We start from the raw sequence: 14004 nt of genomic DNA, 5'->3' as shown, positions 1-14004 counted from the left end.
AGCGCTTGTCCGGACATTGGCAGACCGAGTCCGAAACCGTCAATCCTTCGTCCGCGCCGCCTGGGTCACGGTTTGGACTCCTCTCGCGACCGCGAGGCGGGCGGCGCCCACGACGGTACCGAGATCACCGACCTGGCTGCTGACCACCTCGGTGGGCCAGCTGAGCCGCTCCAGCTCGGCCCGCACACCGGGCAGGAGCTGCGGATACGCGCCGGTGCTGCCGCCCAGCACGAGCAGTCCCGGGTCCAGTACGGCGGTCACGGCGGCGGCCAGCCGGCCCACGTCCACGGCGTGTCTGGCGACGACCTCGCGGGCCGTGGCACTGCCCTGTCCGGCGAGGGCGAAGAGCCGCTCGGCGGTGCGGGGGCACGTGCCGTCGGACGCGGGCCAGGCCTCGGCGGCCCGGCGCAGCAGGGAGCGGGACCCGATGTACTCCTCCAGGGCCTCGTGGCGGGGCTCCAGGTCGTCGTCCCAGGGGTAGGGCAGCCTGGCGAGCTCTCCGGCGGCGCCGTTGGCCCCGGCCAGCACGTGGCCTCCTACGACGATGCCGAGACCGATACCGACGCCGATGCGCAGGTAGCCGAAGGTGTGCCGGCCGCGGGCCGCGCCCTCGTGCAGTTCGGCGAGGGCGGCGCAGTTGACGTTGTTCTCCAGGTGGACGGGGACTCCGGTCGGCAGCGCGACCGTCACCGCGTCGAAGACGGGTCCGGCCTTGGCCGTGGCGGGGCGCATCTTCTGCGGCGCGGTGACATCACCGACGGCCACGACGATGGTGCGCAGCGGGGCGTCGGCGGGCAGCGCGGACAGGGCGTCGCGCACCACGTCGGCGGCGTCCTCCCGGGGGCCGGTGGCCTCCGCCAGCAGGGTGCCGTCCAGGGCGCAGCCGCGGACCCGGGTGAGGGCGGGACCGAGGTCGACGGCGAGCACGGCGCCCGCGGCCGGGCCGAGCCGGTACACGGCGGCGCTGCGGCCCGTGGCGCCGGAGGAGGTGCCGGAGTGGGCCGCGAGATGGACGCCCTCCAGTTCGGCGACGGCGGAGGAGACCGTCGGTTTGGACAGGCGCGCCAGGCTCGCCAGCTGCGGCCGCGTCGCGGTCCCGGCCTGGGCGAGCACGGCGAATACAGCGCTTGCGCTCTCGGTCAGACGGGGGGCTCTCGCCACGTCGTGTTCCACACTTCCCCCAGGTCACAGGCCGCGCTCCGAGGCCGAGCGGCTCGGCGGGAGGCGGCGATGGGTTGCTCCGGCGTCTCGCCCCCCGTCCCAGGACGGGGGCCCGGGAAGTCGAGTGCGTGACGCCTATTGACACGCACTGTACTTCGTTAGTTAACTTCCTAACGAACGTCACGGTACTCGCCTGCCGTGGTCCGTCAGAGGCCCGTCCCGGGGCTTCCCTAGTTCTCCAACTGCCTTGCCCCACGGCACGGTTCGCCCACCGTCGCAGCACACAGCGCAACGACGAAAGAGGTTCCGTGCAGGACACCGCACCCCTGGTTGTCGGCATCGACGTGGGCGGCACCAAGACACAGCTCCGCGCGTTCGCGGGCGACACCCTTGTCGCTGATCACGTCCGCTCCAGCAGCGGCTGGCGGCCCCACGACCCGGTGGCCGCCGCCGGCTGGCTGGCCGCACTGGCCGCCGACGCGCTTCCCCAGGGCGCCCGCCCCTTTGCCCTCGCCGTCGGCGGGCACGCCTGCGAGACCCCGCGCCAGTGCGCGCAGATCCGCACCGCTCTCCAACTGCACTTCGACGCGCCCGCGCTGGTCGTGGGAGACGCCGAACTCCTCGTCCCCGCGGCGGGGCTGGACAAGGGCGTCGGCCTGGTGGCCGGCACCGGCTCGGTCGCCGTGGGCCGTTTCGCCGACGGCACCCCGGTGCAGGTCGGCGGCTGGGGCGCCCTCCTCGGCGACGAGGGCGGCGCCGCCGGCCTGGTCCGCGAGGCCGTACGTGCCGTCTGGGCGGCGCACGACCGCGGCGAGCAGCCCGACGCGCTGGCGCTCGGTCTGCTGTCCGGGTTCGACGTCCCCGAAGTACCCGCGCTCGGCGCCGCACTGGAACACGCCACCTCGGCCTCCGCCGACTGGGGCCGGCACGCGCCGGCCGTCTTCGCCGCCGCCGAGGCCGGATCCCCGCTCGCCCGCACCGTCATCGCCGAGGCGGGCCGCGCCCTTGCCGCACTCGTCGAACGCCTCGCCGCCCGCGGCGTGGTGGTCGACGACGTCGTGGTCGCGGGCGGCACCGTCCTCGCCCAGCGCTCGCTGTACGACGCCTTCGTGTCGGCACTCGCCGACGGCGTGCCGGCCGCGCGGCCGCAGCCCCTGCGGGCACCGCCGGTGGACGGCGCGGTGGCGATGGCCCGTTCACTTCTGTGACATCCGCCGGACGCCGAGTCTCCTCCGGTCCGACACGACTCGCCCGTAGATCTTCGCTCGTACGACTTCAGAAAGCGCATTCGCCACACAGGCCGTCCAGCGCATCATGAGTCGCATCCGCACCACCTCCCCGGCCGCAGGCCGCAGAACTCCAGAGAGGCAGGCAGACCCATGCCGTCACCCGCCGGGCAGCACTCCCCCGCGCCGCTCACCGAACGCGCCATGAAGCGAAGGGGTTTCCTCAAGACCTCCCTGGGCGCCTCGGCAGGCGTGCTGGCCGCGCCGACCTTCGCCTCCTGGCTGGGCGCCGCGGACGCCAAGGCCGCCACCGCCCCCGTCGCGTTCGTGGACGACTACAAGTCCAACGTCATGGCGAACCTGACGCCCGAGACCAACGCGGTGGTGCGGGCCCTCGGCGGCTTCGCCCGGGTGTGGAAGACCGGCTCCGCCTGGAACACCGGCACCCCGCTGCGGCCCGAGATACTGCGCGCCAACATGCGCTACTGCGCCCGCGTCACCCAGGCGCGCACCGAGGCGCAGGCCAAGGAGGCCTTCCTCTACGACCGCCAGCACCAGAGCTACGCCATGACCGGCGGCCTCGGCCCGCTCGCCGGCCTCTACCGCTCCGGCGCCAAGGCGGTCACCTCGATCACCAGCGCGCCCGACACCACCCCGGCGACGACGATCAGCGACGCCGTCCCGGCCGACGCCCCCGCGGGCTCCGCTCTCGGCGCCGGCTCCTACGACTCCTCGCTCGGCCTGGTGGCCAAGCTGGTCGACACTGTGCGCGGCCCGTACGCCTCCGGCAACCCCGGCAAGTACGCCTTCCAGTACCCGCGCCCGTGGCGCATGAACGAGGACAGCGAGGTCGTCGACACCGGCGCCCAGGACGCGCTCGGCTACCCGGTCTACGACTCCGAGGTGGTCGTAGCCCCCCAGCTGCTGCGCCAGCGCAGCAGCTCCCCGGTCGACGACGGCGGCTTCCCCAGCGGCCACACCAACGCCTTCCACCTGGCGGGCCTGGCCTTCGCGTACGCCGTACCCGAGCGCTTCCAGGAACTGGTGACCCGCGCCTTCGAGCTGAGCCACACCCGGATCATGTCCGGCATGCACTCGACGGTCGACGTCATGGGCGGCCGCATCATGGCCACCGCGCTGGCCGCCGCCACCCTGGCCGACTCCGCGAACGCCGACCTCAAGGCCGCCGCGCGGGCGCAGGCACTGAAGTACTTCACCGAGCAGACCGGCACCACCGCGGACACCCTCTTCGCCTACGCCCACTCGGACGCCGCCGACGTGTACGCGGACCGGGACACCAACGCCCGTTCCGTCAAACCCCGGTTGACCTACGTACTGCACCGGGACGGCGGCAACGAGCCGTTCACCGTGCCCAAGGGCGCGGAGGTGCTGCTGGAGACGCGACTGCCGTACCTCGACGCGGCACAGCGCCGTGAGGTGCTGCGCACCACCGGGCTGCCCTCGGGCTATGTCCTGCTGGACGGCTTCGAGCAGTGGGGGCGGCTCAACCTGTTCGCCGCGGCGGACGGTTACGGCTCCTTCGACTCCGACGTCACCGTCACGCTGGACGCGGCCGCGGGCGGATTCCACGCGGCCGACGCCTGGCGCAACGACATCGACGGCTGTGGCGGTCTGACCAAGCGGGGCAGCGGCACCCTCACCCTGACGGGGCACAACCGGTACACCGGCGGGACCGTGCTCAAGGAGGGCGCCCTGGTCGCGGGTGCGGCGCACGCGCTCGGCCACGGCGACGTGCGGGTGCAGGGCGGGAAGCTGACGCTGGACGGCACCTCGCTCCAGGTCCACGGCACGTACAGCCAGGAGGCCGGCGCGCTGGAGCTGACGCTGCGGTCGGGCCAGGAGCCGGTCCTGGAGGTGACACGGCGCGCGGTGCTCGGCGCGGGCAGCGTCCTGTCGCTCGAGCTCGACGCGCACAAGCCGCCGAAGGCCGGGCAGACGGTCCGTGTCCTCGGCTACCAGGGACTGCGCGGCCAGTTCGACCGCGTCGAACTGAACTCCGGCACCCTGCGGGCCGTACCCGTCTACACGGCGGAAGGTCTGTCGGTACGACTCCTGAAGCGGTGACGCCCGCGGTGCGGGAGCTGATGCGAGAGTGGCCCTCATGAGGTCCCTCCGGATCGCTCCCGCCACCGCCCGGCCGGTCTCACCGCGGGGCGGATGATGGCGAACGAGCAGCAGACGGTCCTGGCCCCGGTCCCCGGGTCCGGGGCCCACGACGACGAGGTGCGGCAGCCGCGACCGGTCCGGCGGTGGCTGGTGCCGCTCCTCGTCGTCGTGCTGCTCGCGCAGATGGCCGCCGTCATGGTGACGACCGCCGTGCAGCAGACGCCCACGATCGACGAGCCGGTCTACGTGGCCACGGCCGCCGAGTACCTGCACGGTCAGGGCATCCGCTACAACCCCGAGCATCCGCCGCTCGGCAAGCTCGTCGTCGCCGTCGGGGTGGCGATCGCCGACCCGCACGTGGACACGGCGTTCGACGGACCCCAGATCGACCTGGGCCCCCATCTGCTGTACGAGTCGGGCAACGACCCCTGGCGGCTGATGTTCTGGGCCCGGCTCCCGGTGATCGTGCTGACGCTGCTGTTCGGGCTGGTCGTGTTCGCCTTCGCCAGGGAGCTCGCCGGAAGGGCGGCGGGCCTCGCGGCACTGGCCCTGTACGCCTTCTCCCCCGACATCGTGGCCCACGGTTCGCTGGCCACGCTCGACGTCCCCATGGCCGGTTTCCTGCTCACCTCGGTGTGGCTGCTGTGGCGGGCCCGAGTACGGCCACGGCTGTACGTCCCGCTCGCCGGTCTGGCGCTGGGCGCGGCCCTGGCTACGAAGATGAGCGCGCTGCCGGCCGTGCCGGTCCTGCTGGGACTGGCCGCCTTCTCGGTGTGGACCGCGCGTCGCGGTGATCAGACGCGGCGGCGACTCCTGCGTGTGCTCGCCGGCGCAGCGGTCCTGACGCTGGCCGCCGTAGCCGTCGTTTGGGCGTCGTACCTGGTGGTCGATCCGCGACTGCGGTGGACGTCCCAGGACCAGGTGCCGGTGGTGCGCGGGCTGCGGGAGACCCTCGTCGATCTGCTGCCGTTCCCCCAGGCATACGCGGACGGGATGCGCCTCCAGTTCCGTTTCGAGAACCACGCCTGGGAGGGCTTCCTGTTCGGGCGGGTGTACACCGGGCACCTCTGGTACTACCTGCCGGTCGCGCTCCTGGTGAAGACCCCGCTGGGGCTGCTCGCGCTGTGGGCCGCCGGTGCCGTCGTGCTCGTGGCGGTACGGCGGTTGCGGCCCGCCGCGCCGTATCTGCTCGTGCCCGCCGGGGTGCTGCTCGCCTCCGCCATGACGGGGTCACGGGACTTCGGGACCCGGTACGCGCTCTTCCTGCCCATGTTCCTGACGGTTGCGGCCGGGTGTGTCCTGGCGTTGCGCCGACGCTGGGCGACGGTCGCGACCGCGGTGCTGGTGCTGTTCGTCGCAGTCAGCTCGGTGCGGACCTTTCCCTACTATCTGCCGTACTCCAACGAGGCGTTCGGCGGACCGGCCCGCACCCATCTGCGGCTGCACGACTCCAACGTCGACTGGGGCCAGGACCTCGGCCGACTCGCCGACCGGCTGCGCGAGCGCTATCCGGACGAACGGATCTGGCTCGTCTACAAGGGCAGCGGGGTGCCGTCCGCCTACGGCATCGAGGCGTCCGATCCGCGCAAGGTGCCCGTGGACGACGTGCGCGGACTGCTCGTCGTGTCGGACTCGTCGGTCGCCAAGGCGAGGGGCCGGCTGGCCGATTTGATCGGCAGCAGCCGCGCGGTGGACGAGGTCGGTCACTCGATCACGATCTATCGCCGATGACCACCGCGGCGGGCGGAACCCGCGTCCGCTCAGCGGACGGCCTGCTGGAACCCCTGGGCGCTCACGTGCTGCATCGCCCCGCTGGTCACGCGGTAACGGCCGTTGGGCACCTGGTCGGACCTGGTGATGTGCACGGTGAGCGGGCCCGCCCATTCGTAGCCCTGCCGCTCGCCGTGCCGCGCCAGGCTGTCGGTGAGCTCCTGGCCCACGTCGCTTCCCCGGCGCACCAGTTCGTCGTAGGCGAAGTCCGCCAGCTCGACGTCGTAGGCGTTCGGGACCACCACCCGGTGCTCACTGCACACGACGACATTGCTGTCGCACTCGCGCCGCAGTGCGTCGAGGAGTTCGACGGGCTCCCGGTCGACGACCCGCGCCCACAGCGCCTCCCACCCGTGCTCCATTGCCTGTTCCAGCGCGCTCAGCGCACCCATGGTGTCTCTCCTGCCGATAGCTCCGGTCTCGCGTGCGGCGTCATTCCTGGGCTAAGTCGTCGGGTTCCATCCCTGCTTCCTCGAACGCCTCGCGCAGGGTGCGCCCGCTGCCGCCGGGGGCCCGGGGTGTGTCCGCCTCGCCGGTCCGCGGCTCGGGCCGGTCCTCGTCGGGGACGGTCATACGGGGCTGCTCCTCGGGTGTCGTCGAAGGGGGGTGCGCAGGAGCGGGTTCCCGTCCGGCGGCCACGTATCCGTCCTTCCGGGTGGTCGCCGGATGCTTTCGTACAAGCCCTGGTCACCGGGGGGTGTGGGCTATGTTGACTCCCCGTGGCAGACAAAGGAGGCGCCCCGGTGTCATCGCCGCAGCAGGCACGCGCACAGGCATCCGCGATCACCTCGGGCAAGACCGCACCGGAGACGGAGGCGGCGCCGGCCTCCCAGCTCAGGACGCTCTTCGACAGGCCCCGGCTCTCCCCCGGGCAGCGGCGCATCGCGCAGTACCTGATCGAGCACATCACCGAGGCGGCGTTCCTCTCCATCACCGATCTCGCCGAGCGCGTGGGGGTGAGCCAGCCCTCGGTGACACGGTTCGCCGCGGCGGTGGGCTTCAGCGGCTACCCCGCCCTGCGGGAGAAGCTCCAGTCCATCGCGCTCGGCACGCTCGCCGGCGGACCGGTCGCCGACGACGAGTCGCGCGGCAACGAACTCCAGGCGGCGGTCGACGCGGAGATCGAGAACCTGGAGAACCTGCGCCGCGACTTCGCCGACCCCGACCAGATGATCGAACTCGGCCGCAAGCTGTCCGAGTCGACCCCGCTGACCGTCCTCGGCCTGCGCATCTCGGCGTCCCTGGCCGAGTACTTCGCCTACGCGGCACGCCGTATCCATCCCGACGTACGGCTGGTCACCCGCGGCGGCAGCGTCGCCTACGACGCCCTCCTGCAGTCACGTGAGGCGGGCGGCACCTGGGTGCTCGCGTTCTCGATGCCGCGGCACGCCCAGGAGACCCTCACCGCGCTTCGGGTCGCCCGCAGCGCCGGCCTGAAGATCGCCCTGGTCACGGACCTGGCGCTGGGGCACGTGGCCGACGAGGCGGACGTCCTCTTCTCCACCGGCACCGGTTCCCGGCTGGTCTTCGACTCCTACGCCGCGCCCGGCGTGATCGCCGCGGCCCTGCTCCAGGCCATGACCGACGCCGACCCGGAGCGGACCCAGGCGCGGCTCGAGGAGTACGAGCAGATCTCCGACCAGCATCAGTTCTTCCTCAGGGACTGACCCCTCCCACCCCCGGTCATACGCCTGCACAACGGGGCCATCCGCAATAAATCGAGCATGAATGTTTTCATACGCCTTGCCAAGTGGACGGCATATATAAATACTGCTCACGGATCACCCCCGGACCACTCCGGGACCGTCCGCACCCCTGTCCCCGTCCCCACCCCCACACCGCCCGAGAGGGCTCCTCTTACGGACATCCCGGGCCGTCGTCACCTACCCGCGTCGGCGCTTCGGGGTGTTCGGTAGGGCCTCGCCTGCACGCGAGCCCGTGGCGGCCCCGGTCATCCCCTAGACCGGGGCCGCCCAACCACGTCGGACCACCCGCACGACGCCGCACACCCGGAAGCGAACACCATGGCCCTGATGACGACCACGCGCACCACCACCCGTCCCGGCCCGGACTGGCCCTGCCAGGTCAAGACGCCCGGCAGCTACGACTGGGAGCGCTCCGCGGCCAAGTGGCTGCGCGAGCTGGTGCCGGCGCGGTACGCGAGCTATCCGGCCCTGATGCGGCACACCGTGCTCCTCGCCCGGCACGCGCAGATCCAGGTCCAGCACGAGATCCGGGTCGCCCGTACCGCGCTGCAGACCGCCCGGGCGGACCTGCCGTCGCTCGGGCTGCCGGAGTCGGTCATCGAGCACACGATCAAGCTGTACGCGGCCGAGGTGCTCCAGCTCCAGCACATCGCCCGCAGCATCCGCGCGGTCACCCAGGCCCTGGTCGACCACCACCACGGACGCTGACCCTTTCCCGAGGGCATGACCCACGCCGTACGTGGGACCCGTGGTGAGCATGAGCACCACAGAAGTACGGCACGGCGATCCGGTCACCACGGTCCTCACGTGGGAGGTGCGTCCCGGCCGGGAGCGGGACTTCGAGCGCTGGACCCACGGGATCACCCGCAGCGCCAGACGCTTCCCCGGCAACGAGGGCGTCTCCTGGCTGCACCCCGAGGAGGGCCACCGCTTCCACGCGGTGCTGCGCTGGTCCGACGCGCACCGGCTCACCGCCTGGCTGGAGTCGGACGAGCGGGCCGCCTGGCACGCGCGGATCGACGACATCGCCACGGAGCTGGGCAGCGAACGGCAGTCGACGACCGGGCTCGAGACCTGGTTCAGTCTGCCCGGCACCACCGTGCGGCCCCCGGTCCGCTGGAAGATGGTGCTGACCACGTTCCTCGGCGCGTTCCCGTGCACGCTGCTGATCCAGTGGCTGGTGACGCCCCGCACGGCCGCCTGGCCCCTGCCACTGCGGGCCGCGGTGTTCCCGGTGATGCTGCTGCCGTTGCTCACGTATCTGGTGATGCCGCTGCTGAGCCGGCTGCTGCGGAGGTGGCTGTACCCGGCGCCCGATCACTGACCCCGCCACGAACCGGGGGCCCGGCCGGTTTCGTCAACCAAAGGGGTCACCGGTGTGTGGGATGCGTGTCGACAAGAGCGCGATCGGCCCATGGCGCATGTGCGATGCTCAACGCGTGACGAGCGAGTCGACCGGCCCTACGCACCCCGGTACCGCGCCCGACATGGCCGCGCTGGCCAAGGTCGTGGCCCGGCAACGTGCCGAGATGGACCGGTTGCGGGACCAGGCCGCCACCTCGGCGGTGCTCGAGCGGGCCAAGGGCGCGATCATGGCGCTGACCGGGTGCACCCCGGACGCGGCCGGCGAGGATCTGCTCCAGCGCGCCAAGGCCGGGAACCGCACGCTGCTGGAGGAGTGCTGGATCGCCCTCGCCTCCCTGCCCCCGCTCGGCGCCGCCACGGAGTCCCCCGTCGGCGACGACGCGTACGGGGCGCCATTGCCCGCGATTCCCAGGCCCACCGGTCCGCGGTCCGTCCGGTCGGGTACCGCCCGAGCCGCCGGGCGGGACACCTGCGACCTGGACGACGGCTTCACGGCGCTCGGCAGCCTCGGCAAGGCCCTCGTCCATGTGGCCACACCCCAGGACCTGGCCGGCTGCCTGCTGGAGGGGCTCACGGCGGACGTCGACGCCGACGCGGTCCTGCTCTTCCGCACCCTGCCGGCCGGAGGGCTCGAACTGATCGGCCACGCCGGCATCGACGCCACCCTGGCCGCCCAGTGGTCGCAGGTTCCCCCGCTGGGCGGCATCGCCGCGCTCGAAGCGCTCCGGACGCGCGAGCCCCGCTGGCTGGAGGATTTCGCGACGGACCGGGAGCGGCACCTGCTCATAGGGGACCCGCCCGAGCGCTGGCTGTCCCGCGCCTGGCTGCCGGTGGCGACCGGCGACGGGGCCGAGGTCTGCATCGGGATCCTGCGCGCGCGGAGCGGGGCGTTCTCGCACAAGGAGAGGCAGCTCCTGCGGGCCGTCGTCCGGCTGTGTGCCGGCTGGCTGCGGTCCGTCCGCGCGCGGACGGAGCACAGCACCGCCGCCTCGGCCGCCGTCCAGCCCGTGTTCGACGCGCTGCCGGGCCCGGCGATGCTGCTCACGCCGCTGCGCGGCCCCTCCGGGGAGATCGAGGACTACCGCATCGACGCCGCCACCGAGCAGGCGGTCGACGTGGCGGGCCGCACCGGCAGGCAGCTGCTCGGCCGGCGGATCCTGGAGTGCTTCCCGAGCATCGCGGGTGACGCGGTGTGGCACGGCTGTCTGCGCGCGCTGACCACCGGCGAGCCGTTCGAGGGCGAGCCGTTCGCCTACCAGGAGGTCGTGGACGGCGCCCCCGTGCTGTGCACGTACGCGGTGCACGCGGCCCGCCTCGGCAACGCCCTGGTCATCACCTGGGTCCGCCACGACTCCTCCGACCGGCAGGAACAGCGCCTGGCGGACGTCCAGCGGCTGGGGAACCTGGGCTGGGCGAACTGGAACCTGGTCACCGGCGAGGGCAGCTGGTCCTCCCAGACCTTCATCGTCATGAACCGGGATCCGGCGCTCGGACCGGTCCGGCTCACCGACCTCGCGCGGCTCGCGCTGCCCGAGGACGCACCGGCGCTGGCTCACGCCGTGCGGGAACTCGTGCGCTCGGGGCTCCAGTTCGACGTCCCGTTCCGGATCCGGGCCGGGGACGAGGTCCGCCATCTGCGGATGGTCGCCGAAGTGGTGACGGACACCGAGGACGAACCCGTCGAGGTGCACGGATTCGTCCAGGACCTCACCGCGCAGCGCAGCGCCGAACTGGCCCTCGTCAAGAGCGAGCAGGCGATCGAGACGCAGCACGGGGTGCTGCACGCCGAGCGCACCCTGGCCGCCCGCCTCCAGCACGCGCTGCTGCCCCTGCCCACCCGGCCGACCCTCCTCGCCGGGCTGCGGGTCGAAGTGGCCTACCTGCCCGCCCAGTCGGGCATCCACGTCGGCGGCGACTGGTTCAGTGCCATCGAACTGCCCGACGGCGACGCCCTGTTCGTGGTCGGTGACGTCGCCGGGCACGGCATCGACGCCGTGGCCACGATGGCCCAACTGCGCTTCACCGCCAAGGGCATGGTCATCACGGGCTCCTCGCTGACCGGGGCGCTGGCCCGCCTCAACACCCTGCTGCTGCACTCGCGCGACTCCCACGGCACCGCGACCATGGTCCTGGCCCGCTACGACCCCGGCGCGCGCTGCCTGGTGTGGGCCCAGGCCGGCCATCCGCCACCGCTGCTGGTGCGCGGCGGGCAGGTGCGCTATCTGGACCGCCCGTTCGGCATGCTGCTGGGGGCGTCCTCCGATCCGGACTTCCAGGAGGCGCACTGCGTTCTGGAGCCGGGTGACCGCGTCCTGCTCTACACCGACGGCCTGGTGGAGAGGCCGCCGGAGGGCATCGACCAGGGTCTGGCCCGGCTCGCCGCGGCCGTCACCGCCCACCACACGGCCGAGCCCGGCTCGCTGGCCCCGCTGCTGGTCTCGCTGCTGGAGGGCGAGCGGCGCGACGACGTCTGCGTCGTGGACATCCGGGTGCCGACCGGGCCCGAGTGAGCCGTGGGGCCATCAGCGGCTCCCCCGCCGGGCTCAGTCCGCCGGGTGGCCGGGCGAGATGGCGGTCGCGTCGGACAGCCGCAGCAGCTTCGCGCCCTCGGTGTCCTCCCGTTCGCCCCACGCCTCCGGTTCCAGGACGAACCCGACGTGGTCACCGCCCTCGGCGCGCAGCACGACCGTGCCGACGAACCAGGCCGCCGCCTCCTCCAGTACGACGGCCCCGCCGGCCTCCTCCCGCCAGCGGACCCGGGCGAACTTGTCCGTCCGGTCCCCCGTCTCCCCGCCGAACAGCTCGGCGAGGCCCTGCTGTTCGCGGGTGAGCAGATGGACGGCGAGCCGGCTCGCGGTGCGGGCCACCCGGTAGGTGCGGTTGGCCTTCGACAGCCACACCACGTACCGCACGGGTTCGATCGAGCACTGGGAGGCGAAACCGACGAGACAGCCCGCGCGGTCGCCGTCCGTGGCGGCGGTCACGACGCACATGTCGGGGTCGAGCCGGTCGATGAAGGCGTCCATGCCCGCCATCCTCCACGATCAGCCGCCGCCCGTGCGGGACTCCAGGTCCCGCCGGGTGTCGTCGCCGTAGACGCCGTCCTCGTCGCCGCGGATGCCGTACCAGAGCTGGAAGCGGGCCACGGCGGCGGTCAGGGTGGGGTCGTAGGTGCCGTCGGTGGAGCCGTTGTCGTAGACGTTCGGGATGCGTCGCAGACGTTCCTGCAGGTCGCTCACCTCGGGGCCGCTGTCTCCCTGGCGGAGGGTGCCGGACCCGTCGGGGTCGGTGGCGCCGGCGGCCGTCGGGGTGGGTGTGGGGGTCGCGGAGGCGGTCGCCGTCGGCTCCGGGGCCGCCACGGCGGTGCTCTCTCCGCGGCCGGCGAGCAGCAGCGCGCAGCCGAAGCCGGTCACCGCGGCCGCGGTCACCACCGCCGCGATCGCCGTGCGGCGCAGTCCCGGCACCCTCCCGCGGGGGATGTCACGGGAACGCCGGGTGCGGTCCTCCGTGACGGGTGGCAGTTCCTCGGTCGCGTCCTCGGTTCCCGACGGCGGGACGGGCAGCGCGAAGGACTCGTACCGGACGGCCGCCCGGGGCGGCATGTCCTTCATCAGCTCCGCGAGCGCGTCGGTGCGGCGCGGACGCAGCACCCGGATGGGTTCGATGGGCGGCCCGCCCCCCGGCATCCCTCGGTCGGACGGTGTCGGCATCCTGGTCTCCTTCCGTCCCGCGCACACGGGTCTGCGCCGTCCCCCGGGGAGTGATACGGCGCCGCGGGCCCGGGAGTTCAGCGCTGCCGCGCCCTTCCCGTCACCGGGCGGGGGAGGCGAGGAACCGGTGCAGTGAGGCCTTCATGGCCGTGACGAAGGCGTCCCTGCCCTCGTCGTCGAGGGCGTCCAGGGAGAGGTACGGGTTGAGGTCCTCCAGCTCGACCAGCAGGAGCTCGCCGCCCGGGGCCCGGCAGGCGTCCACGCGCTGGATGCCGTGGCCGAGGGCGTTCCACTCGATGAAGCGCCGGGCGAACTCCAGGTCGTCGGGGGTGGGCCGGTACGGCTCCAGGGCCCAGCGCCGGTCGGCGTGCGGGGCGTACAGGGCGTACTGGAAGGCGTGGTCGACGAAGTAGAAGGACACCTCGTAGGCGAAGTCCACGCACGGCTGGACGAGGACCTGCCCGTCGATGTGGCCGCGCACCTCGTCGGCGGACACGATCCGCAGGCCTATGGAGTCGGCGCCGAGCCTGGGCTTGACGACGTACCGGTCCGTCGCGGGCAGCCGGCCGAGGTCCTCGGCACGGTCGACGGTCGGGATGACCGGGTACCCCGCGGCCGTGAGGTCGAGCAGGTACTGCTTGCCCGCCATGTCGGCCTTGCCGGACAGGGGGTTGTACACGCGCGTGCCGTTGCCCAGCGCCTGCTCGCGGAACGCGTCGTACGCCTCCTGGTACGCGAGCACCGGCCCGCTGTTGCGGACGACGACGGCGTCGAAGCCGTCCGCCAGCGCGGCGGTGTCCCGTGGGTGGCACAGCGCCAGGTCGAAGTCCTCCCTGAGGCGCGAGGTGAGGAGGATGTCCTCGTCGCAGTAGCGGCGGCCGCGGGCCTGGTAGGCCAGGTCGGTGACGTACAGGAGGGCGGGGCGGCGGGACATGCGGG

13 protein-coding genes are annotated in these 14004 nt (G+C 72.9%); 7 read left to right on the top strand and 6 right to left on the bottom strand.

Features of this window, described 5'->3' with window-relative positions:
- Nucleotides 1-39: 39 nt before the first annotated feature.
- The gene (locus ABZT06_RS15980; protein ID WP_355740533.1) at nucleotides 40-1161 is read right to left on the bottom strand and encodes an ROK family protein; all 1122 of its coding nucleotides are present in this window, start codon (nucleotides 1159-1161) and stop codon (nucleotides 40-42) included.
- 308 nt (nucleotides 1162-1469) lie between these two features.
- Between ABZT06_RS15980 and ABZT06_RS15975 the strand changes: the two genes are divergently transcribed.
- The 3 genes from ABZT06_RS15975 (at nucleotide 1470) to ABZT06_RS15965 (ending at nucleotide 6245) form a co-directional block, all read left to right on the top strand.
- Entirely contained in the window at nucleotides 1470-2369 is a 900-nt protein-coding gene (locus ABZT06_RS15975; protein WP_355740531.1) for a BadF/BadG/BcrA/BcrD ATPase family protein, read from the top strand.
- Between the two features lie 171 nt (nucleotides 2370-2540).
- The gene (locus ABZT06_RS15970; protein WP_355740529.1) at nucleotides 2541-4472 is read left to right on the top strand and encodes a phosphatase PAP2 family protein; all 1932 of its coding nucleotides are present in this window, start codon (nucleotides 2541-2543) and stop codon (nucleotides 4470-4472) included.
- Nucleotides 4473-4565: 93 nt separating this feature from the next.
- Nucleotides 4566-6245 (top strand): phospholipid carrier-dependent glycosyltransferase, encoded by a 1680-nt coding sequence (locus ABZT06_RS15965; protein ID WP_355740527.1) that lies wholly within the window; start codon nucleotides 4566-4568, stop codon nucleotides 6243-6245.
- Nucleotides 6246-6274: 29 nt separating this feature from the next.
- On the opposite strand, the gene ABZT06_RS15960 is transcribed toward ABZT06_RS15965, so the two are convergent.
- Both ABZT06_RS15960 and ABZT06_RS15955 read right to left on the bottom strand, forming a co-directional pair.
- On the bottom strand, nucleotides 6275-6676 hold the full coding sequence (locus ABZT06_RS15960; protein ID WP_355740525.1) for a DUF3662 domain-containing protein: 402 nt from the start codon (nucleotides 6674-6676) through the stop codon (nucleotides 6275-6277).
- Between the two features lie 40 nt (nucleotides 6677-6716).
- Nucleotides 6717-6857 (bottom strand): hypothetical protein, encoded by a 141-nt coding sequence (locus tag ABZT06_RS15955; protein ID WP_355740523.1) that lies wholly within the window; start codon nucleotides 6855-6857, stop codon nucleotides 6717-6719.
- 170 nt (nucleotides 6858-7027) lie between these two features.
- Here ABZT06_RS15955 and ABZT06_RS15950 point away from each other — a divergent pair, with 170 nt between their 5' ends.
- From ABZT06_RS15950 to ABZT06_RS15935, 4 genes are all read left to right on the top strand, one after another.
- Entirely contained in the window at nucleotides 7028-7951 is a 924-nt protein-coding gene (locus ABZT06_RS15950) for a MurR/RpiR family transcriptional regulator (RefSeq protein ID WP_355740521.1), read from the top strand.
- Between the two features lie 366 nt (nucleotides 7952-8317).
- Nucleotides 8318-8698, top strand: a complete 381-nt coding sequence (locus ABZT06_RS15945; protein ID WP_355740519.1) for a hypothetical protein — start codon at nucleotides 8318-8320, stop codon at nucleotides 8696-8698.
- Between the two features lie 49 nt (nucleotides 8699-8747).
- On the top strand, nucleotides 8748-9314 hold the full coding sequence (locus tag ABZT06_RS15940) for an antibiotic biosynthesis monooxygenase (protein ID WP_355740517.1): 567 nt from the start codon (nucleotides 8748-8750) through the stop codon (nucleotides 9312-9314).
- 163 nt (nucleotides 9315-9477) lie between these two features.
- Nucleotides 9478-11865: a SpoIIE family protein phosphatase gene (locus ABZT06_RS15935; protein ID WP_355740857.1), complete on the top strand. Its 2388-nt coding sequence runs from the start codon at nucleotides 9478-9480 to the stop codon at nucleotides 11863-11865.
- A 33-nt stretch (nucleotides 11866-11898) separates the two neighbouring features.
- Here ABZT06_RS15935 and ABZT06_RS15930 read toward each other — a convergent pair whose 3' ends face one another.
- The 3 genes from ABZT06_RS15930 to ABZT06_RS15920 form a co-directional block, all read right to left on the bottom strand.
- Nucleotides 11899-12390 (bottom strand): flavin reductase family protein, encoded by a 492-nt coding sequence (locus tag ABZT06_RS15930; RefSeq protein WP_355740515.1) that lies wholly within the window; start codon nucleotides 12388-12390, stop codon nucleotides 11899-11901.
- Between the two features lie 9 nt (nucleotides 12391-12399).
- Nucleotides 12400-13065 (bottom strand): peptidoglycan-binding domain-containing protein, encoded by a 666-nt coding sequence (locus ABZT06_RS15925; RefSeq protein ID WP_355740513.1) that lies wholly within the window; start codon nucleotides 13063-13065, stop codon nucleotides 12400-12402.
- A gap of 100 nt (nucleotides 13066-13165) precedes the next feature.
- Nucleotides 13166-13999: a hypothetical protein gene (locus ABZT06_RS15920; protein WP_355740511.1), complete on the bottom strand. Its 834-nt coding sequence runs from the start codon at nucleotides 13997-13999 to the stop codon at nucleotides 13166-13168.
- Nucleotides 14000-14004: the final 5 nt, after the last annotated feature.

This window comes from Streptomyces sp. NPDC005483 (genome assembly GCF_040606035.1).
Taxonomy (GTDB): Bacteria; Actinomycetota; Actinomycetes; order Streptomycetales; family Streptomycetaceae; genus Streptomyces.
This window is presented reverse-complemented; position numbering and strand designations above follow the sequence as displayed.

Coding starts and splice junctions, on each gene's coding strand:
- ABZT06_RS15970 (WP_355740529.1), top strand. CDS start 2,541: ATGCCGTCACCCGCCGGGCAGCACTCCCCCGCGCCGCTCACCGAACGC.
- ABZT06_RS15965 (WP_355740527.1), top strand. CDS start 4,566: ATGATGGCGAACGAGCAGCAGACGGTCCTGGCCCCGGTCCCCGGGTCC.
- ABZT06_RS15960 (WP_355740525.1), bottom strand. CDS start 6,676: ATGGGTGCGCTGAGCGCGCTGGAACAGGCAATGGAGCACGGGTGGGAG.
- ABZT06_RS15955 (WP_355740523.1), bottom strand. CDS start 6,857: ATGACCGTCCCCGACGAGGACCGGCCCGAGCCGCGGACCGGCGAGGCG.
- ABZT06_RS15945 (WP_355740519.1), top strand. CDS start 8,318: ATGACGACCACGCGCACCACCACCCGTCCCGGCCCGGACTGGCCCTGC.
- ABZT06_RS15940 (WP_355740517.1), top strand. CDS start 8,748: ATGAGCACCACAGAAGTACGGCACGGCGATCCGGTCACCACGGTCCTC.
- ABZT06_RS15935 (WP_355740857.1), top strand. CDS start 9,478: ATGGCCGCGCTGGCCAAGGTCGTGGCCCGGCAACGTGCCGAGATGGAC.
- ABZT06_RS15930 (WP_355740515.1), bottom strand. CDS start 12,390: ATGGCGGGCATGGACGCCTTCATCGACCGGCTCGACCCCGACATGTGC.
- ABZT06_RS15925 (WP_355740513.1), bottom strand. CDS start 13,065: ATGCCGACACCGTCCGACCGAGGGATGCCGGGGGGCGGGCCGCCCATC.
- ABZT06_RS15920 (WP_355740511.1), bottom strand. CDS start 13,999: ATGTCCCGCCGCCCCGCCCTCCTGTACGTCACCGACCTGGCCTACCAG.